Below are 20,171 nucleotides of genomic sequence, written 5' to 3' on the forward strand. Positions count from 1 at the left end.
GCTCGTCTGCATGGTCAATCGGTACTCTGCGCCGAATTCTGCGCCGCCGCCTCGCCCGCCGCCGGCACCTTCCTGAGCGTCTGCGCCAAGACCCAGGCCACTATCACCAGCACCAGCGCCAGCACGAAGGCCCGCTGAAGCCCGCTGGCCAGCGCCCCGCCGCCCGATGAGATGGCCGCCTCGCCGATGAGTGTGCCCATCAGGGCCGTGCCCACTGCGCCGCCCATTTGCCGTGAAAATAAGATGGCGCTGGTGACTGCGCCCAGATCGGCCTTGGCGGTGGCCTGCTGCACGGCGATCAGCAGCGTGAACATGGAAAAGCCCATTCCGCTGCCCGCCACAAAGCCGACCGCGCTGATCGCCCACAGCGGCGCGTGGGCCAGAACCGCAAACAGCACGAAGGCCACCACCAGAATGTTAAAGCCCCACAAGGTCAACCGGGTGGTGCCCAGCCGGCCGATGAGGCGGGCCGCCAGAATACTGGTGCCGGTCCAGCCCAGCAGCATCGGCGTCAAAATCACTCCGGCGGCGGTGGCTCCCTGCCCGCTGACTCCCTGAGCGAACAGCGGCAGATAAGCGATGGTGCCGAAATAAGCCGCTCCTGCCAGCAAATTGCCCAGCACCCCGACACGTGGCAAGACGGCCTTCAGGTTTTTCATCGGCAGAAGGGGAGAGGGGTGGCGCGATTCGACCCACAGCGCTCCGGCCAGCACGCCTACGCTGAGCAGCGCCAGCCACCACAGCTTAAATTCCAGTCCCCAGATCAGCAGGCCGCTGCCGAGCGTAAACAGCAGCGCCCCCAGCCAATCAATCTGGGTGCGGCCTTCGCGGACGGGGCGGGTACTCGGCAAGTAGCGCAGCGCCAGCAGCACCGCCGGAATGCCGAACGGCAAGTTGAGGTAAAACACCCAGCGCCAAGAAGCGTGATCCACAATCAGACCGCCGATCAGCGGCCCGACGAGTCCGGCGATGCCCCACACCCCACTGAAAAAGCCCTGCACGCGGGCCCGCTGCTCAAGCGTGAACATCTCGCCCACCAAGGTAAAGGTCAGGGTCTGCACCGATCCCGCGCCGATGCCTTGCAGCGCTCTGGCGGCGATGAGCGCGGTCATGCTGCCGGCCACGCCGCAGAGCATACTGCCCAGCAGGAAAATCAGGATGCCCGCCAAGTACAGCCGCTTGCGCCCCAGCAGGTCGCTGGCGCGGCCCCACAGCGGGCTGGTGATGGTGCTGGTCAGCAGGTACACCGCAAACGGCAGGGCGTAGAGGTGCTGGCCGCCGAGTTCGCGGATCACGGTGGGCATGGCGGTGGCGATTACGCTGCTCTCCAGCGCGGCCAAAGTGATACCCAAGAGGAGGCCCGCAACGGCGAGCGTGCGGGCGCGGTCTGGTGCGGGGGCGGAAGCGGTCATGTGCGCAAAGCATAGGCCGCGCTGAGAAGCCAGAATGAAAGCTGGCGCGGGGAGCAGGCTGCGGGTGCTTGCCTTTCTCTTAAGCGTTGACCGAGTGACCGGCACCAAAAAAGCGCTGGCCCCCTTTGAGTGGGAAGCCGGCGCTCAGCTGAGAGTAAAGCGGGTTAGAAGCTCAGCATCGCTTCCATTTTCTTGACATTCTTCGGGCCGATGCCCTTGACCTTTTTGACCAGTTCGGCCACGTTCTTGTAAGGGCGGTTCTTGATGATCTCGGCGGCGATCTTGGCGCTCACACCAGGAATCTTTACCAGGTCGGCGCTGGTGGCGGTGTTGACGTTGACCATCATGCCTTTCATGGTGCCGGGCATGGCGGTCTTGGTGGTGGCCGCAGGCATGGTGGTAGCAGGCATAGTGGTGGCGGACTTAGCAGCGGGGGTGGTCGTCGTTTGGGCAAAAGCAGATGCGGGGGCCAGCAGCAAAGCGGCGGCCAGCACGGTCAAAATAGGTTTACGCATGGGTGGTTCCTCCGAAAAGCAGCATGGAGCGGGCGGCTCAGTGGCAGATGAAATGAATAGAGCGTCAGTTCAGTCTCCTGCGGCGACTACGCTGGCTTTGCGCTCCAGCTTGCCCCAGCCGCGCTGCTGTCCGGCGGCGGCGCTCAGCACGGCGCGGATGGCCACATACGACATCAGTTGGCGGTAAATGATGCGCTGCGGAATCAGCAGCGGCAGCAAGCGCCAATTTTCTTCCGGTTCCAGCGCGAAGGCCAGCGCGGCGGCCAGCACGTCGATCAGTACGAACAGCAGGTAAAAGGCCAGCGCCGGGCCGGTCAGTGAAAAGCCGCCGTCGGGGTGGTAATGCAGTTGCAGCAGCGCCCAGATCAGCGAGGCCGCGAAGCTCACGTCCAGCAGCGCTCCCACCAGCGGAAAGAACACCTGAAACAGCATCACGTTGGGCAAGGTAAACAGCCCTAGACCGCGTGACGGGCTGCGTGAGTGCGCCGCGCCGCTTTTCCATACTCCGCGCTGCTTCCAGGTGGCCTGCAAGGTGCCGAACATCCAGCGGTCGCGTTGGCGCAAGAAGCCTTGCAGCGTGTCGGGGGCTTCGGTGCGGGCCACTGCGCCCAGCTCGTAAGTGACTTTGTAACCGGCCCTGAGCGCCCGCATGGTCAGGTCGGCGTCTTCGGCGAGGGTGTCGTGGTCGAAGCTGCCCAGCGAGAGCAGCACCTCGCGCCGCCACGCCCCGATGGCCCCCGGCACCACGCTGATGGCGTTGAGTTGGGCCAGGGCGCGGCGCTCCAGATTTTGCGCGGTGATGTATTCCAGCGCTTGCCAGCGGGTCAGCAGATTGACGCGGTTACCGACCTTGGCGTTTCCGGCCACCGCCGCCACAGCTGGGTCGGCGAAGTGGCGGGCCAGCAGCCGGGCGGCTTCTTTGTTGATCTGGGTGTCGGCGTCGAGCAGCAGCACCACCTCGGTATCCACCCGCGCAATGGCGTAGTTGAGCGCCCGAGCCTTGCCGCCGTTGGTAATGCGCCTGAGGGTCACGCGGGGATGCTGGCCGTAGACCGCTTGGGCCGCTTCAAAGGTGCCGTCGGTGGAGCCGTCGTCCACCATGTAAATCTGTAAATTCGGCAAGTCGGAGGCCAGTAGCGAGGCAATGCTGGCGTTGATGACTTTGGCTTCGTTGTAAGCCGGAACGATGACGGTCACGCTGGGAAGGGGAGCGTCTGAGTCAGGAGTAGCCGTTCGTTTGCTCCAAGCTTCGCGCAGGGCTAGGCCCGCGATCAGCAGCAAGCGGGCCACGCTGAGGGTAATTCCGATTTTGAACAGCCAACTGAGCATCAGGCCTGCCCAGCCCAGCGCTTCAAAGTTCAGGCCCATTAAGCGGGCGGTCAGGCGCTCGGCGGAGCTGATCGGCGGATTGACCTGAGCCGTGGTCAGCCCCGCCAGCGCCGAGACGGTGGTAAAGCTGTAGCCGCGTGCCCGCAGCCCGGCGATGATTCGCGGCAGCGCCTGTACGGTCTGCTCACGGTTGCCGCCCGCGTCGTGCAGCAGCACCACGTTGCCGTTTTGGGCCTGTGCCAGCACATTTTTGACGATGTTGGCCACGCCGGGTTTTTCCCAGTCGCCCGGATCGATTTGCATTCCCACGGTGTAGTACCCGAGCTGGCTGGCCCGCGCCACCAATGCGGCTTCGTCGGGGGTTTCAGGTTCCACGTCCTCGGCAAACGGCGGCCTGAACAGCAGCGTCCGGATGCCCACCTCGCCTTCGATGAGGCGCTGGGTGGCGTTGAGTTCGAGGTCAAACTGGCGGCGCGACACCAGCGCCAGATTCGGGTGGGTAAAGGTGTGGCTGCCGATCTCGTCGCCCTCGGCCACCATTCGGCGCAGCAAGTCCGGCTGGGTCTGGGCATTCAGGCCGATCACAAAAAAAGTGCCGGGGACGTGCTGGCGCTTGAGGATGTCGAGAAGTTGCGGGGTATACACCGCATCGGGGCCGTCGTCGAAAGTCAGGGCGATCTTCTTGGGATCAGCCGCTCCCCAGCGCTGAATCACGTAAGGCGAAGCAAAGTCGCTGACGCTTTCGCGGGTAATCAGTTGGCTCACCGGATCGAGGTGCAGCAGGCGCTGGCCCGCCGAGGGCGCGGCACTGACCTTCAGCAGTTCGCCCTGGCCCTCGTAGTCGATGTCGTAGCCGCTTTGCAAGGTGCTGAGCGCTGACACTGCCGCCGCGCCGCCGAGCCGGAGGGCGGGCCAGACGCTGGGGTCTTCGCTGCCCAGCCGCCACATCGCCAGCGAAGAAATGCCCAGTCCTCTGACCGCCTGCGCTTGGTCGTAAGCGCTGACTCCGTTGAGATACCAGACGTGGTGAGGGCGGCCCGTATCGTCGGCGTAGGTGTAGGTCGGATTGAGTGATCCCGCGTCGAGGTGGGGTTTGACGCCCGCGTCCTTGGCCTGGCTGAGGGCTTCTTGGAAAGTCAGTTCGCTGGCGGCTTGGTGACGGCCCGCCGCGTCTACGGCCCAGTCGTAGCCGTAACTGCCCAGCGCCACCGTCAGTTTGCTGGCCGGAATGTCTTTTAAGCGGGAGGCCACGTTGCTCCTGAGCCAGCCCTGCGAGGCGATTGGGCCAGCCTCCGACTGCTCCTCGTGTTCGTCGTAAGCCATCAAAATCACGTGGTCGGCCAGCTTGCCCAGCGCTACGTACTCGAAGGCCGGATCGTCCAGCGGAGCGTCGAGGGTGAGCTGGGCGTGAACGGCGTGAAGCTGACTGGCCAGCTCAGCGATAAAGCCGGCGTAGTTGTGCTGCGCGCTGTCCGGCAGGTTCTCGAAGTCGATGTTGAGGCCGCCGAAGTGGTTTTGGGCCACCCCTGCCATCAACTCTTGAATGAGTTGTGAGCGCTGCGCTGGGCTGGCCAGCACCTGTCCCAGCCGCGCCGAGGCCCAGTCCTGCTTGACGGGGTCGTAGTTGTTGATCAGGGCCATCACCTTGAAGTCGGAGCGCAAACGGCGCGGTTTGGAGCGCAAATAGTCCAGCATCGCCGCGTTTTTGCTGGGCGACTCGCTCAGCAGGTGTCCGCCCGCGCCGAGGTGCCACCATTCCGGCACCAGCACGTCCAGCGCGGGCAAATTGCGCTTCAAGGACGAAAAGCTGTTGTCGTCCCAAGCCACGTAAAACCCGGTCACGTTGGTTGGCGTGGCCTGCGCGGTTGCTGTGGCCGCTGGCAAAGCGGCGAGTTGGTCAAAGGTCGGCTGGTTTGTGGCTGCTTTGCCGCTGCCCACGCCCATCCAAGGCCGAGTGCTGGAGAGGTGATTGGCCAGTTTGAGGCCGGGCAGTTCGGTGGGCTGCCACAGCGCCGTGACCATTCCGGCGCTGGCCAGCAGCAGCAATCCGCCGAGCGCGGCGGCGGTCCAGTGGAGCCGGCGGCGGCGCACCCCTTTTGGATCGTAGAAAACGGGCAATTGCGTTTCGGGCAGCGGCGGTGTCATGTCCAGAATTTATGAAAGAACACTAAAGGTCAAGTGAAAGTTCGGTCTCCGCTTTTTCGGCGCTGGGCCGTGCGGGAGCGGCGGGCAAGACCACCCTTACCCTGGCTCCGCCGCCCGCCCGCTCACCGAGTTCCAGACTGCCGCCGTGCGCTTCCACCACTTGGCGCACCACCGCCAAGCCGAGGCCAAAGCCTTCCGGCGCTTGGCCTGCTTTGTGGGCCGAGACGCCGCGCACGAAGGCTTCGGTCAGCGGGCCAGTCGGAAAGCCCGGGCCGCTGTCCTCGACGATCAACTCCGCGCCGCCCCTGAGCGGCAAAACCCGCACGCTGACTTGCCCGCCTTCCGGCGAAAACTTGAGGGCGTTGCCAATCAAATTTTCCAGCACGCCCGAAAGCAGCGACGCGTCTACGAGTGCGGGGGTGGGTGCCCCTTCCAGCCAAAGGTCTATCTCGCGTTTGAGGGCCAGCGGTTGCAGCAAGTCGATGGCTTCTCCGGCCAGGTCGAGCAGGTCGGCGGTTTGGCGCTCGCCGAGGTGCTGCGCTCTGGTCAGGCTCATCAAGTTGCCGGTGAGTTGGCGCAGCCTGCCAGCGGTGCGCTCGGTGCGGTGCAGGGCGGCCAAGACTTCTTCCGGCGAGCGCTCGCGGGCCAAGGTGTGCTGCAAGTCGGCCAGCATGGCAGTCACGGGCGTGCGGAGTTCGTGTGAAGCGCTGGCCAAAAACAAACTTTCTCGCCGCCGCTCGGCCCTCAGCTCGGCCAAGCTGGTGTCGAGGGCGCGGGCGAGCGCTCCGACCTCGCTGCGCTCCTGCGTGCCCGGCACCGGATCGGAAGTCGATAGATGCTGCACCCGCCGCACCAAGCGGTCAAGCGGCGTTAGCGCCCGGCGCACCGCCAGCGCCGCCGAGACGCCTCCCAGCGCCGAGAGCAGCAGCAAGCTCAGCGCCGCGATCAAGACGTAGCGGGTCAGTAGCTGCTCTAAGGGCCGCAAGCTGCGCCCGACCTGCACCACGCCGCGCTCTGGGCCGTCGCCGGCGTTGCCGTCCGAAGACGCCGAAAAGCGCCGACTGGCCACCAGATAGTCTTGGCTGCGGCTGATGCGCTCCGGTATCTGGGCACTCAAAAAAGCCGAATCCAGCGTACCGGAGGCCACCGCCCCGCCGGCCCAGATCAGTACCCCGTCTTCGTAAACCCGCCCCACCGCCGTGATGCTGTCGCGCTCGAGGAGGTCGGCGGCGGTGTCGGGCAAAGCGCCGGGTGAGCGGCTGGCCACCGCCATCAGCGCGTCGGCCTGCGCGGTGATCTGACGGGTGATGCTGCTGAGTTCGATGCGCCACAGCAGCACGCCGGCCAGCCCCCCGAACGCCGCCAGCGACAAAAAAATCACGCCTGCGGTGAGTAAAGTCAGGCGCAGGCGCAGGGTCACGCCTGAGTCTAGAGGGCGGCGACCCCAAAGAGAGTGCCGCGCAGCTTCAGTCACCTTCAGGAAAGTTGTAGCCCAGACCGCGCATGGTCTTGACCACGTCGTCGCCCAGCTTGCGCCTGAGGTTGCGGACATAGGTTTCCACCACGTTGGACTCGGCGTCAAATCTTCCGTCCCAGACCCGGTCAATCAGTTCTTCACGGGTGTAGACCCGCCCGGGGTGCGAGGACAGCACTTCGATCAGCGAAAACTCTTTGGCCGTCAGCGCCATCCGCTCGCCCTTGCGGTAGACGGCGCGGGCCGTCCAATCGAACTTGAGGTCGCGCCAGACAAGGCTGCTTTGCACCTCGGCGCGGCTGCGGCGGGCCAGCGCCCGCAGCCGCGCCTGCACCTCGCCCAAGTGAAACGGCTTGACCAAATAATCGTCGCCGCCCGCGTCCAGCCCCTCGATCCGGTCTTCCACCGCGTCGCGGGCGGTCAGGTACAGCACCGGCGCAATGATCCCGCCCGCCCGCAGCCGCCGCACCAGATCAAAGCCGCTGACCGGCCCTTCCGGCAGGCCCACGTCCACCATCAGGGCGTCGTAAGGAAAGCTGCGGGCCAGCGCTTCGGCTTCCTCGGCGCTGCCGGCTTCGTCGACCGCGTAGCCCGCCTCGCGCAGACTCGCCGATAAGGGGCGGCGGATATCGGGTTCATCTTCAATAACCAGAAAGCGCATAGGGCATGGTAAGCGCTCAAGGTGAGGAGGGAGATGAAAGGCGGGCGGAGCGGTCAGTTGCTGATGGGTTTGGCTGGAGAAGTGCGCCTCTACAGTCTGGGTTCCGACTTGCCGCGCCACGCCAGCTTCATCCGCTGGCCGATGCGTTTGTGCAGCTTGGGAGCAAAGTTCTTGCTGAAGTCGAGGGTGGCCATTTCGCTGCCGACGTCGTGGCCGTACTTCTCGCTCAGGAAATAGCGGTGATCCATTACCCACAGGTAAAGGTCGGCTTCGGTGCGGCCCGGAAAACGGCGCATCACCCCGTGCGCTTCTATATTTTCCACGATGCGGCTGTACAGTCGGCGGTACCAGCTCTCCACCGCTTCTTCCCAGGTCACGGGCCGTTCACGTCCGGGCTTGAGGTCGAGGTAATAGCGCCTGGCTTCGATGTGTTCGAGCAGCTTGGCGTAGCGCCCCGGCTTGGTAAAGAAGATGTCTTTGTGGTTGGGCGAGACTTCATCCAGTTTGGTGGCACGCAGAAAATGAGCGTACTCGCCTTTGATGATCATGTCTTTGAGCGTGTCGCCTTCACTGGGCGGAACGGTGACATGCAGCTCAATCACGTCGGCGTCGATAAAGACTTGCCCCTGGCGGCGGGCCACGCTGACGCGGTGGTTGCCGTCTTTGACGAAGTAGAGTTCGCCAACTTTATACACCTGAATCGGCGGCAATTCCTTGCCTTCGAGTTGGGCGCGGCGGATACCCACCCAGCGCTCGTCGAGGTGCTTTTCTTTGGGCAGATAATAGCGGTCAAATTCGCGGTAGCGGTCAACCGAGCCGATGATGTGATCCACCAAAATGGCCTGCAAGCCGCGCTGGTACTCGGCGTCGGGGGCGAGGTGGCGCACCCAGTCAAAGGGAGTCAGCTCGTTGTGCATCCCGCGCAGAACGCTGAGAAAGTCGCGGACATCGGCCAGCAGGCGGGCACGTTCGACGTCGGTTTTGGCTTGGTTGGTGCTGAAGGCGCTCATGAAACTCCTATGGCGACCAATGACGAGGGCGAGTGAGAAGGCCGCCGCTGTTGGAGGTTATTATACCGCGCCGACTCTGATAAGAGACTGACAGCGCATGGTCACGGTGAGGTCAACGCGGTGAGCGCCCTGCCCAAGCTGCCAACCGACCAACCTGATAGCATCCCCGGATGAACCTCAAAGCCCAACTCAAAGCTGCTGTAGAGCAGGCCGCCCAAGTCCTGACCGACGCACAGGGTCTTGCTCCCCTGGAAGTGGCGATTCAAGAAACCCCGCCGGGCAAAGCGGGCGACTACGGCACGCCCGCCGCCTTCCAGCTCGCCAAGTTGCTGAAGGCCAACCCGGCGCAGGTGGCGCAGCAGCTTGCCCAGAGTGTGAATTTGCCCGCCGGCATCGCCCGCGCCGAAACGGCTGGCCCTTTCCTGAACTTTTTTGTGGACGCCGGAGCCTTCGTGCAGTCGGTGGTCACCGATCCGGCTACCCCCCAGCAGGGCAGCGGCAAAGTGGTGATCGAACACACTTCGGTCAACCCCAACAAAGAATTGCACGTTGGACACGTGCGTAACGTGGTGCTGGGCGACAGCATGGGGCGCATCTTCCGCGCCGCCGGACACGAAGTCGAGATTCAGAATTACATCGACGACACCGGACGCCAGGCCGCCGAGAGCCTGTATGCCCAGGCGCATTACCGCCGCAAGTGGGACGGCAAGCAGAAGTACGATCACTTCATGGGTGAAGGCTACGTGCGCCTCAACGCCGACGCCGACAAGCCCGACTTGGAAGAAGGCATTCGGGCGATTATTCACCGCCTCGAAACTGGCGAACTGCGCGGCGAGATCGAGCAAATCGTGGCCGCCCACTTGGAAACCTGCTTCCGGCTGGGCGCACGCTACGATCTGCTCAACTGGGAATCGGACGTGGTGGGCAGCGGCTTTTTGAGTCAGGCCATGAACATTTTGCAGGACAGTCCTTACAGCTCGCGCCCCGCTGAAGGCAAATTTGCCGGAGCCTTCGTGATGGACGTCTCGCACTTCATGCCGGGCCTGGAAGAGTCCAAAGTGGTGCTGATGCGCTCGGACGGCAGCGCCATGTACGCCGCCAAAGACATCGGCTATCAGTTCTGGAAGTTCGGGCTCTTTGAAGGCATGAAATTCAAGCCGTTCATGCTCGATCCCGAAGGCCACACCATCTGGACGTCTGCCCCCGATGGCCAGCCCGATACCCAGCACCGCTTCGGCCACGCCGCTGAGGTCATCAACGTGATCGACTCGCGGCAGGAGCATCCCCAGAAAGTGGTGAAGGCCAGCCTAGGCGTGGCGCAGCATCCCGAACAGGAAGAGCGCAGCATCCATCTGTCGTACGCCTTCGTGACCTACGAGGGCCAGACCATTTCGGGCCGTAAGGGCATAGGCGTGAGCGCCGACTCGGTGTTGGACGAAGCTGAGCAACTCGTCACCGAGCTGATGCAGAGTCTCAAGCCGGACGTGATCGGCACCCCCGAGGGCGCGGAAATCGTGCGCCGCATCGCGGTGGGGGCCATCCGTTTTGCCATGCTCAAGGCCGAGCCGACCCGCCAGATCGATTTCCGCTGGGATCAGGCGCTGGCCCTGCAAGGCGACACCGCCCCTTACGTGCAGTACGCGGCGGTGCGGGCCGGAAACATTCTCAAGAAAGCGGCGGCGGAAGGCTACGCCGTGGACGGCAGCGGGGCCGATTGGTCGATGGTGACGGAACTGGACTTGAATCTCGCCAAGATCGTGGCCAAGTATCCCGAAGTCATCGCCAACTCGGTGCGCGTTCACAGCCCACATGTGGTGGCGCAGTACGCCCTCGATCTGGCAGCGGCCTTCAATGGCTGGTACAACGCCAAAAATAAAGAGGGCCGCCCCGCCACCAATGTGCTGGCGAGCGAGCCGGGACTGCGTGAAGCACGGCTGGCCTTGGTGGGCAGGCTGCAACGCGCCTTCGTGCAGACGCTGGGCCTGATCGGGATTGAGGTGCCGAGCGCGATGTGAGCTTTGAGAGACTCTCAGAGTCTGTATTACTTCCGCGCCTGCAACTCCTGAACGAAGGCCACCACCTGATCGGCCACCTGTGGGCTGAGGTGCGAGCCGCCGAGGTGCGGGCCAGCCGTGCGGATCAGTGAACTGCCGCTGCCCGCCGCTTTTGCATACAGCGCCGCGCCGTTGCGGGCAAAGTTGACGGTTTCGTCTTGCGGGCTGCCGAACACCAGCAGCGGCAGCCGGAAACTTTTGGGCAGCGAGCCGAGCGGGTCTTCGTGCGCGGCGGGCGGGCGACCTCCCAGTCCGTAAGCGGCGCTGAGTTCCGGCTTGCGCGACTTGCCGCTGAGCCAGGCGTCTTTGAGGTTGACCCGCCCGTCAATCAGGATTAGCCCCTGAACTTCAAATACCGCGTCCACGGCTGCCCGCAGCGCCGACATCCCGCCCATCGAAACGCCCAGCGCGTAGGTGCGGCCCGAGAACTTGAAAACCGAGCGCGACAGCGTATGGTCGCGGGTGAGTTGCCACAGCGCTTCCGGCCCGCCCCAGCCGTCAGGGCCGCCCTCGGCGGAGAGCAGCACCGGCAACTTGGCGGCGAGCAACCGGCGCACGAACGGCTGAAAGCTGGGGCTGTTCAGCAGTTCCAGCGGGGTGCGCCCGCGTGTGTGCGACAAGGTCAGCAGCGGGCAGGCCTGCGTGCGGCACCCCGGCGGCACCAGCAGCACGCCGTCTTCCGGTAGGAGGTAAACGCTCTGCCCGGCAAAGGCGCTGAGGGTCGTGGGGGTCAGTGCCGGAGCAGACAGCGCCGAAGACGGCAGTCCGTTCATGGCCGCCGCGCCGCTGAGCGTAAGGCCCAAGAGAAGAGTAAAAAGCCGTGAACGCATCGGCCCTATCTTAGCGGGCAAAACCTGAGCGGTTGGGGACTTACCAGTTGAAAACCCAGTGGTGAGAAAATCAGCGGCCGAAGAACAGTCCACTCAGCCTTAAGCGGGCCAGCAGCTTGGCAATCCCGAACGGCAGCGCCAGCGACATCAGCACCATCAGCGCGAACATCGGCAGCGCGGGTGCAGCGCCCAGTCCGGCGACGCCTTCGGTGGGCAAGAGACTCTCCAGACCTTCCAGAATCGCCGGGTGAATCAGGTAAATCTGGAGCGAAAAGCCGCCCAGCACCCCCACCCATTTCAAGCGCCCACGCCGCCACAAGCTGTAGCCTGCGCCAAGCACCACCAGCGCCATTGGGGTGGTGTAAGCCCAACCCGAGGCGCTGTAGAGCCAGGGGTTGATCCGTGCTCCGTCCAAAAAGGCCAGCGCCAGCGGCAAGTGCAGGGCCAGCGCGGCGGCGGTAAAGAGCAACACGCGGCTGCGGCGCAGTGTCCACCAGTCCTGAAATTCATTCCAGCGTGCGCCCACCGCCGTCCCCAAAATCACCGGAGCCAAGTACCACAGCGCCGTGGACGCCGGATACAGCAGATGCAGGGCGTATTTGTTGAGCCAGTAGATGCCGACTTGCACCGCCAATCCCAGCCCCAGCGCTGCCGAGATTCGCAGGCGGCCTCGGGCCAGCGGCAGCAAAAAGGGCAGCACCACATAGGATTCGAGCGCCACCAGCAAAAAGTACAAATGGTAATTGCCTTTGCCGTAGCCCAGCCAGAGTTGCCACTTCCCCGGCTTCAGTAAATCGTCCCAGGGTCGGTCGCCGAGCCAAGCGCTCCACAGCAAGTACAGCACCGTCCACAGCAAATACGGCCAAGCGCCGCGCACGATCCGCCGCCAGAAGTAGCGCCCGAAGTTGGGCGACTTGAGCAGGCTGCGGGTCAGCACCGCCGCCGATAAAAAGAGGAATCCGGGAACGGCGAAATGCAGCACCCGGTTGAGCACAGTCAAAAACAGCAGCGCCGCCGAGCCGTCTGCCGCGTAATCGCGGGCCGCGCCGGAAGAATGGTGCAAGACCACTTCCAAAATCGCCAGGCCCCGAAAATAATCCACCGGGGTCAGGGCAGTTCGGGCTTGCTCCAGTGGCTGCTCGGTACTGGGGAGGGGAGTGAGGTCGGGCGCAGACATGGTTAGCGCAGCATTGTGTCACGAATGAGCGGGCGCGGGCGAGGCTTGGGCCACCTTCTGGTGAGAACCGGCGCAGCCAATGCCTCGGGGGAAGCGGGCCACTTGCCGCTGTGCTCGGAGCGGATTTGTTCTCTGTACCCGCTTCTTTTAGGTGATCGTGCCCATACAAAAAGTGAGCTTTTATCCAGTAGGCCCACTTCACCCCGGCGGGTTATTCCCAGTAGTCGTGGGGTCGCCCGTCTTCAGGCAGCTCGGCGTCCAGCGGCACTTGATCGGCCCACACCGTCATCTGGGTCAGCCTTGCCGCGCCGAAGGTGGTGGTAAAGGCCACGTCCGCCGCGTCGCGCCCGGTGGCGATCAGGATGCGGCCAATCCGGGGCTTGTTGTGACGGGCATCAAAGGTGCGCCACTGGCCGCCCAAGTACGCTTCAAACCAAGCGTGAAAGTCCATTGGTACGCCGTCGGGCGGGATGCCGATGTCGCCGAGGTAGCCGCAGGCGTAGCGGGCGGGAATATTGAGCGCCCGGCAAAAAGCCACGCCCATGTGCGCGAAGTCGCGGCACACCGCTTTGCCCGAAGCGTAAGCCTGCTGGGCCGTGGTGGTGGAGTTGCTGCCCACGCCGTACATGCAGCTTCCGTAGAGGTGATCGGAAATGGCCTGCACCTGCGCCCAGCCGCCCTGAATATGCCCAAACCGCTCCCAGGCTTCGGCGGCCAGCAGATCGGAATCTGCATACCGGCTCGGCAGCAAAAAGCGCAAGGTGTCGTCGGGCAAGTCTTCCACCAGCGTTTTGGGCAAATCAGGAAACTGAGGATCGGGCCGACCTGAGACTTCGGCCATCACGTCGTGGCTGATGGTCAAGGTGCCGGGCTGGGCCAGCATGCGCCAGATCACGTTGCCGTGCGCGTCAAAATAGCGGTGCAGATGGGTCACGCCCGCTCCCGGCTCAATCAAGCGGCGCGACTCCAACAGCCGCTGGCCGGGGCGCTCCTGCGGTTCGACCACAAACAGCATCGGAGTGGGAAACGGCACGTCGAACGTGAGTGAAAAGCCCACGCGAACGCGGATAATCTCGGTCAGGGGTAGAGCTGGCGCGGGCGCAGACATGCTCTATCTTCTCACACGATTGCCGAAAAAAGATGGGGTGAGGTCTGCCGAATTCTTGAGAAAGCTAGGCAGGTTCAGGTGGGGCGGCTCAGATGCTATTGGCCCAATTCCAAAGCTCCCTTGCTGTCCTTCCCATACCCCGCAGCCCCCTTGCGATTACCCTAAATCCATGAACCGCCCACCCAACCGTCTGGCCCAAGAATCCAGCCCTTATCTGCGCCAGCACCAAGACAATCCGGTGGACTGGTATCCGTGGGGCGAGGAAGCCTTCGCCGCCGCCCGTGAGCGCGACGTGCCGCTGCTGCTGAGCGTGGGTTACTCGACTTGCCACTGGTGCCACGTGATGGCGCACGAGAGCTTTGAAAACGAGCAGATCGCCGAGTTTATGAACGCGCATTTCGTGAATATCAAAATAGACCGCGAGGAGCGCCCCGACGTGGACGGGATTTACATGAGCGCGGTGCAGGCGCTGACCGGCTCCGGCGGCTGGCCGATGACGGTGTTCGCCCTGCCCAGCGGCGAGCCATTTTATGCCGGAACGTATTTTCCGCCGCAAGACCGCCAGGGCCTGCCCAGCTTTGCCCGCTTGCTGAGCAGCATGGCGACGACTTGGCAAGAGCAGCGGGAGAAAATTCTGGGCAACGCTGAGGCCGTTACCGCCCACTTGAGAGAGCAGACGCCGCCGCAAACCGAGTCGCCGCTGCCGGAAGACTTTCTGGCGCAGGGTGTGGAGAACCTCGGCCGGGTCTACGACGCCCGCTACGGCGGATTTGGCCGCGCTCCCAAGTTTCCCGCGCCGACTACGCTCAGCTTCTTGCTGACCCAGCCGGAGGGGCGGGACATGGCGCTGGCGACCCTGACCATGATGGGACGCGGCGGTATCTACGACCAGCTCGGCGGCGGCTGGCACCGCTACAGCGTGGATCAGTACTGGTTGGTGCCGCACTTCGAGAAGATGCTCTACGACAACGCCCAACTGACGCGCACACTGCTCAGCGCTTATCAGGTCAGCCAAAACCCTGATTTCTTGCGCCTCGCCCGCGAAACCCTGAACTACTTGGAGCGCGAAATGCTGGGGCCGGAGGGGGGGTTTTACAGCGCCCAAGACGCTGACCAAAACGGCATCGAAGGCCAGTTCTTTGTCTGGACGCCGCAGGAACTCAAGCTTCTGGGCGAGGACGCCGAGTGGGTTCAGGCTTACTTCGGCGTGACGCCGGAAGGCAACTTCCAAGACCCGCACCGTCCCGAATTTGGGCGGCGCAGCGTGCTGAGCATGCCGAAAGACCTCGGCGTGCTGGCCGCCGAACTGGGCCGAGACGAAACGGAGCTGAGTGGGAAGCTGGCCCATGCCAAACTACTCCTCTTTGGAGAGCGCCAAAAGCGCACGCCCCCCGGCACCGACGACAAAATTCTGACCTCATGGAACGGACTGGCGCTGGGGGCTTTTGCCGAAGCGGCCCGCATCACCACTGAGCCTCACTTTCTGGAGATTGCCAACCACAACGCCGAGTTTGTCTGGAACCACTTGCGCGACTCAGACGGCGGCCTGCTGCACACTTACAAATCCGGAGTGGCCAAAGTGCGCGGCCTCTTGGAAGATCAAGCGCTTTACGGGCTGGGTCTGGTTTCTCTTTATCAAGCGGGCGGCGACCTTAAACATCTGCACTGGGCGCGGGAACTCTGGCAGTGTTGCGCCGCCCACTTCTGGGATGAGGACGCGGGCTTGTTTTATTCCACGGGCGGCCCCGCCGAGAAGTTGCTGACCCGGCAGGCGCAGGCCTTCGACTCGGCGGTGATGAGCGACAACGCCGCCGCCGCGCTGCTGGGGATGTGGATGTCGCGCTACTTCGCGGGGGAAACTGAGGGCGAACGGCTGGCCCGGCGAACCGTGCAGACCTTTGGCGATCAGATGCTCAGCGCGGCGGGGGGCTTCGGGGGCTTGTGGCAAGTCGCGGCCTTTTTGGATTCGCCGCACACCGAAGTGGCCCTACTCGGCACACCGGAGCAGCGCCGCCCGCTGGAAGTTGAATTGGCCCGCCACTTTTTGCCGTTCAGCGTGCTCGCTCCGGCGGCCATCGGCGGCGGCTTAGAGGTGCTGGAACACCGCAGCGGCGCGGGGGTGGCGTATGTCTGCGTTAACCGCGCCTGCGATTTGCCGACCTCGCAAGTGGACGTGCTGGCCCAGCAACTGGGTAAGATCAGCGGGTAGCGGGCAGGTGCGCCGCGCTCCTGCCTCAAGGAAGCTGAAAGCGCTCCTCAGCCGCTGAACACGCCGGAGGTTCAAACTGCTTGCATCTCAAGTTCAGCAGGAGGGTTTTAATGAGCGATCCACATGACGCCGCCAATCCGCGTAACGACCTCAGCACCCGGGGCGATCCCAAAGACGATCACGAGTCTCACTACACCACCGCGCCCTTAGATGACCGCGTGGGAACACAGGACAAAGGCGTCGGCGGCTTGCAAAATCAAGACGACCACGAGTCTGGTCAGGGGGCGCAGACGTTCAAGGGTGTCAACGCTCTAGTGACCCGCGACCCCGACGCCTTTGAACACTCGCCGCAAGAGGCGGCCTATGCGGGCGCGGACGCGCCAGTGAGTACGCTCGGCGGTATGCCGCCCGCCGCTGCGATTCCCGGCGATCTCAGCGCTGGCCTCTCGGTGATGCCGGGCGGCGGCATCGGCGGGGTCATGCAGTCCGACCCCTTTCTGGCCCGCGACATCGACCCCAATCCGGCTTACACCCCGCCCAGCGAGGAAGTCACGCCCCATCCCAACGAGGGAGCCGCCGGCGTGCCAGCCGGCGCACCCGGCGAGGGCTACCTCGAAGCCAACCTCAACGACACCGTAAGCAACGATAAAGACCGGCGCTGAGCTTAAAAAAGGACAAATCATGACCGATCCCAATGACATGAACGGCAGTGATTTTCCGCAAATGGACAACCCGGCGGGCGTGCCGAATTACAGCGGTAGCGAGTTGCCCACCAACGAAGAGATGGGCGGCCTCAGCAGCGGCGTGGGTGGCATGAGTAGAGCGCCCAGAGTGGATGATTCCATCATCGACGAGATCGGCGGCACGGGTGGAGCGGGTCTGAGCCGCAACCCGGACGACGCGGCGGGTTCTCCGGTGCATCAGGTGTCGGGTAAGAAAACGGACGAAGTGCCGTAGAGCTTTCGTAGAAGATAAGCAAGCAAAACCGCCGCCCAGACCGAGTGTTCTCGTCAAGGGCGGCGGTTTTGCTTACAGACTTACAACGGCAAAACGTACACCACGCCGTCTTCCACTTCAGTTTTGTAAATCTGCACCGGCTTGAGGGCGGGCAAGGTTTTGGCTTTGCCAGTCGCCAATTCGAATTTCCCGCCGTGCTTCTCGCAGGTGATCCGGCCATTGTCGACGTCGCCGCCGAGCAGCGGGTAATTTTGGTGGCTGCAATTGTTGCGCAGCGCGTAGTACTGGTTCTCGAAGTTGATGACCACCACGGAGTGGCTGCCCAGCGTCACTTCGGTCTGGCTGCCTTCGGGTAGGGCGTCCACCGCGCCGACTTCGATGCGGCTGGTTTGCGTTTGTGTCTCACTCATGAAGGGAGTTTAGCGGGCGGCGTGTCCCTGCGCCCTGGCAAGCGCCACTAAGTCGCTGATGGCAGCAGGCCAGCTCGGAAAATCGAAAGTGAATCCAGCGTTCAGGAGTCTCTCCGGCACAGTCCAGCGGCTCTTGAGCAGCAACTCAGCTTCAGAATTCATCACCCGTGCGCCGAGTTTGATCAGCGCCGCCGTGGACGGGATGCCCAGCGGCACGCCCCAAGCTTGGCGGTAGGCGGCCAAGAACTCACGGTTGGTCAGCGGCTGCGGCGCAGTGATGTTGAACGGCCCGGCTAACTCAGCCGCCGCAGGCGAGTCGCGCTCAATCAGAAACTCGACTGCCCGACAGAAATCCAGTTCGTGAATCCACGAAACGTACTGACCGCCGCCAGCCATCGCGCCCGCGCCGCCCAGCCGCACCACCAAGTCGGTCGTCTGCATCACGCCGCCCTCGCCCACGCCGTACACCATCGCCGTTCGAAGGGCCACCCGCCGAGTAGTTGGCAAGTCTTCTTCTTGCAGTGCCGCTTCCCAGCGCTTTCCCACGTCCACGCTGAAGCCCTCGCCAATCTCGCCGCTCGCCTCGGTCTGCGGTGTGTCGCGGGCGTCCCGGTAAAGGGTGCCGGTGCTGGAATTGAGCCATACTGGCGGCGGAGCGTCGGCCCGCTTGACCGCCCGGCCCAGTGCCCGCGTGCTGTCCATTCGGGAAGCATAAATATCGAGCATGTTCTGGGCAGTGTAGCGGCAATTCACCGTGCGCCCGGCCAGATTGACCAGGGCCGCCGCGCCGCTGATTTCGGCAGTCCATTCGCCCTGCCGCACGCCGTCCCAGCGCACCCAGCGGGCCGGTAAGTTGGCCGACGGCTTGGAGCGCGACAAAATGACCACCTCCCACCCCTGCGCCGCGAAGAAGCGGGTCAGCGCCCGGCCCAGAAAGCCTGACCCACCGGCGATGACCAGCCTCGGCGCTGAAGGATCTGACCGAATTCTGTCGGGCTGGCTCATACGCCGCACCCCGTCTCCAGCACTTTCCGGAGGCCCTGCGCGGGCGTCCACGTCCAAGCCGAGAGGGTAAAGCCCTCATAGTAAGACTCGGAAGTGATGATCTCCATTGTGCCGTCGCCGTTGAGGTCGGCCACGCCTTCCAGGCTGTAACGGAGATTCAGGCGCGGCGCGTCAATATCGCTGGACGCCTTCAGCACGGCGTCCTCGCGCAGCACGGTGGTTTTCACCTTGCCACTTACCACGCTTCTGAGCAGCAGCAACGAGTAATCCCCCGCCGCCGCGTTGGGGGAAGGCACGGGGCGAGCCGCGTTGGAACCTTTGAAAAAGCTGGCTCCGAGAATGACTTCGTCCTTGCCGTCCCCGTCCAGATCGGCGCGGATCACCTGTTGCAGCTTGAGTTGCGGAGTGTTCAGTCCGCGCTTTTGCAACTCGGCTTTGATGACGCTCAGATACGCGCTGCCGCTCGTGGGCAGCACCGTGACGGAGCGCGGGCGTGCTTCGAGGTCGGCGCGGGTGGCGATCAGAGTCTGCTTGGCAATCCTTTTGGGCGCGAGGTTCACGGTAAAAAAGTCAGAGCACGGCCCGTCATACGAAACGGGGGAGCCGCCCACCGCGTCCACGCTCGGCCCTGCCAGCCCCTGCACCCGGTAACCCGTGTCGGCCTTGACTTTGGGCACGGCCTGCAGCGGGGAGAGCCAGCGCTGAGTGTCCCAGACGCCCAGCAGCGAAGCCGCGTCATCACCCGCAAAGGTCACCAGCACCGGGGCGGTGCCTTTGGCGGCCGCGTGGGCCACCGGCAGCAAGCTGAGCGCGGCCAGCCACACCACGCAGCGGACGGTCACAGCTCGGCGTCCAGCGTCACCCGCTGGCCTCTCCGCGCCGAGGCGAAGAGAGCGTCCAGCACGCGGGCCTGCTTCACGGCGTCTTCGGGCGGATAGAGCAGGGCTTCCTCGCCCCGCGCGGCCCGCTGAAAATGACTCACCATCAAGGTGTAGCCGTTGCTGGGCGCAAAGGTTTCTTCCCGCGTTTGTTCTCCCACCGTCACGCGCAGAATCAGCGGTTGGCGGTTGCTGGATTCAAACGGCTGCTCCATCTCCAAGCTGCCTGCCGTGCCGTAGAGCGCCAAACGCGGCGTGCCCTGCCAATCAAAAGCGCAATTGATACTTGCCAGCGCCCCACCTCCATTCAAATCTGGGTAGTCCATGACGCCCGAAATGCCCAGATCCACGCCCTGATCCGTCCAGCGGGCCTGCGCCGCCACGCTGCCCGGCTCGCCCAGCAGCAGGCGCATAAAATTGACCGGATAGCAGCCCACGTCGTAGAGCGCTCCGCCGCCCATATCGGGCAGCCAGCGGAAGTCGCTGGGGTTGGTCATAAAAAAGCCGTAACTGCCCTGAAGCGATCTGAGTTCACCGAGTTCGCCGCTCCTGACGATCTCGCGGATGCGCGTTACGTGCGGCTGAAAGCGGTAAGCGAAGGCTTCCAGCGAGACGCGCCCTGTTTCCAGGGCAACTTGCGCGAGCTGCTGGGCTTCTTTGGCGTTCAGGCTCAGCGGCTTTTCAGTCAGGACGTGCTTGCCTGCCCGCATGGCGGCGGCGCTCCAGGGCCAGTGCAGATCGTTGGGCAGCGGATTATAAACCGCGTCCAGCTCGGCTTCCACCACCTCCTGATACGTCCCGATGCGGGGAATGTTCCACTCGGCAGCAAAGTCGCGGGCGTGCTCGGAAGCAGGGTCGCGCACGCCGACGATTTCCACCGTGCCGCCGCTTTCACGAATAGCCGGAATCAGGGCGCGGGCGATGCGGGCCGCTCCGAACAGGCCCCAGCGTAGGCCGGGGGCTTGGGTGAAGTGGGTCATGTCTGAGTGTAAGCATT

At 63.9% G+C, this 20,171-nt stretch carries 17 protein-coding genes; 4 read left to right on the forward strand and 13 right to left on the reverse strand.

The genetic code is table 11. The features are described from left to right. Positions 1-14: 14 nt before the first annotated feature. The 6 genes from FNU79_RS04465 to FNU79_RS04490 all read right to left on the reverse strand — a co-directional run bounded on the left by FNU79_RS04465 (position 15) and on the right by FNU79_RS04490 (position 8,546). Positions 15-1,412 carry an MDR family MFS transporter gene (locus FNU79_RS04465; protein WP_143719703.1) on the reverse strand — a complete coding sequence of 466 codons (1,398 nt, stop codon included), beginning with the start codon at positions 1,410-1,412 and terminating at the stop codon, positions 15-17. A gap of 164 nt (positions 1,413-1,576) precedes the next feature. Beyond that, positions 1,577-1,927, reverse strand: coding sequence for a ComEA family DNA-binding protein (locus tag FNU79_RS04470; protein ID WP_143719704.1), 351 nt, complete (start codon positions 1,925-1,927; stop codon positions 1,577-1,579). Positions 1,928-1,996: 69 nt separating this feature from the next. Beyond that, positions 1,997-5,401, reverse strand: coding sequence for a glycosyltransferase (locus tag FNU79_RS04475; RefSeq protein WP_143719705.1), 3,405 nt, complete (start codon positions 5,399-5,401; stop codon positions 1,997-1,999). Between the two features lie 22 nt (positions 5,402-5,423). Further along, a complete protein-coding gene (locus FNU79_RS04480; protein ID WP_143719706.1) occupies positions 5,424-6,821 on the reverse strand; it encodes a sensor histidine kinase in 1,398 nt (465 codons plus the stop codon). A 46-nt stretch (positions 6,822-6,867) separates the two neighbouring features. Beyond that, entirely contained in the window at positions 6,868-7,536 is a 669-nt protein-coding gene (locus tag FNU79_RS04485) for a response regulator transcription factor (RefSeq protein WP_143719707.1), read from the reverse strand. A gap of 89 nt (positions 7,537-7,625) precedes the next feature. Continuing rightward, the gene (locus FNU79_RS04490; RefSeq protein ID WP_143719708.1) at positions 7,626-8,546 is read right to left on the reverse strand and encodes a DUF4032 domain-containing protein; all 921 of its coding nucleotides are present in this window, start codon (positions 8,544-8,546) and stop codon (positions 7,626-7,628) included. A gap of 170 nt (positions 8,547-8,716) precedes the next feature. Here FNU79_RS04490 and FNU79_RS04495 point away from each other — a divergent pair, with 170 nt between their 5' ends. Beyond that, positions 8,717-10,561, forward strand: coding sequence for an arginine--tRNA ligase (locus FNU79_RS04495; protein ID WP_143719709.1), 1,845 nt, complete (start codon positions 8,717-8,719; stop codon positions 10,559-10,561). Between the two features lie 26 nt (positions 10,562-10,587). On the opposite strand, the gene FNU79_RS04500 is transcribed toward FNU79_RS04495, so the two are convergent. The 3 genes from FNU79_RS04500 to FNU79_RS04510 form a co-directional block, all read right to left on the reverse strand. After that, entirely contained in the window at positions 10,588-11,430 is an 843-nt protein-coding gene (locus FNU79_RS04500) for an alpha/beta hydrolase (protein WP_124872203.1), read from the reverse strand. A gap of 70 nt (positions 11,431-11,500) precedes the next feature. Beyond that, positions 11,501-12,607, reverse strand: coding sequence for an acyltransferase (locus tag FNU79_RS04505; protein ID WP_143719710.1), 1,107 nt, complete (start codon positions 12,605-12,607; stop codon positions 11,501-11,503). Positions 12,608-12,818: 211 nt separating this feature from the next. Then, positions 12,819-13,715 carry a transglutaminase-like domain-containing protein gene (locus tag FNU79_RS04510; protein ID WP_143719711.1) on the reverse strand — a complete coding sequence of 299 codons (897 nt, stop codon included), beginning with the start codon at positions 13,713-13,715 and terminating at the stop codon, positions 12,819-12,821. 169 nt (positions 13,716-13,884) lie between these two features. Between FNU79_RS04510 and FNU79_RS04515 the strand changes: the two genes are divergently transcribed. From FNU79_RS04515 to FNU79_RS04525, 3 genes are all read left to right on the forward strand, one after another. Continuing rightward, positions 13,885-15,924 (forward strand): thioredoxin domain-containing protein, encoded by a 2,040-nt coding sequence (locus tag FNU79_RS04515; protein WP_143719712.1) that lies wholly within the window; start codon positions 13,885-13,887, stop codon positions 15,922-15,924. 110 nt (positions 15,925-16,034) lie between these two features. Further along, the gene (locus FNU79_RS04520) at positions 16,035-16,586 is read left to right on the forward strand and encodes a hypothetical protein (protein WP_143719713.1); all 552 of its coding nucleotides are present in this window, start codon (positions 16,035-16,037) and stop codon (positions 16,584-16,586) included. Between the two features lie 19 nt (positions 16,587-16,605). Beyond that, positions 16,606-16,881, forward strand: a complete 276-nt coding sequence (locus FNU79_RS04525) for a hypothetical protein (RefSeq protein WP_143719714.1) — start codon at positions 16,606-16,608, stop codon at positions 16,879-16,881. Between the two features lie 80 nt (positions 16,882-16,961). Here the strand turns inward: FNU79_RS04525 and FNU79_RS04530 are convergent, their stop codons facing one another. The 4 genes from FNU79_RS04530 to FNU79_RS04545 are packed head-to-tail and all read right to left on the reverse strand — an operon-like array spanning position 16,962 to position 20,154. Next, a complete protein-coding gene (locus FNU79_RS04530; protein ID WP_143719715.1) occupies positions 16,962-17,291 on the reverse strand; it encodes a non-heme iron oxygenase ferredoxin subunit in 330 nt (109 codons plus the stop codon). A 9-nt stretch (positions 17,292-17,300) separates the two neighbouring features. Next, positions 17,301-18,296, reverse strand: a complete 996-nt coding sequence (locus FNU79_RS04535; protein WP_143719716.1) for a TIGR01777 family oxidoreductase — start codon at positions 18,294-18,296, stop codon at positions 17,301-17,303. Next, complete coding sequence (locus FNU79_RS04540; RefSeq protein WP_143719717.1) at positions 18,293-19,138, reverse strand: hypothetical protein; 846 nt, start codon at positions 19,136-19,138, stop codon at positions 18,293-18,295. The genes FNU79_RS04535 and FNU79_RS04540 overlap by 4 nt, the downstream gene beginning before the upstream one ends. Next, the gene (locus FNU79_RS04545) at positions 19,135-20,154 is read right to left on the reverse strand and encodes a Gfo/Idh/MocA family protein (RefSeq protein WP_143719718.1); all 1,020 of its coding nucleotides are present in this window, start codon (positions 20,152-20,154) and stop codon (positions 19,135-19,137) included. Before FNU79_RS04545 ends, FNU79_RS04540 begins: the two co-directional genes overlap by 4 nt. Between the last annotated feature and the right edge of the window lie 17 nt (positions 20,155-20,171).

Source organism: Deinococcus detaillensis (genome assembly GCF_007280555.1).
In the GTDB taxonomy this organism is placed as follows: Bacteria; Deinococcota; Deinococci; order Deinococcales; family Deinococcaceae; genus Deinococcus; species Deinococcus detaillensis.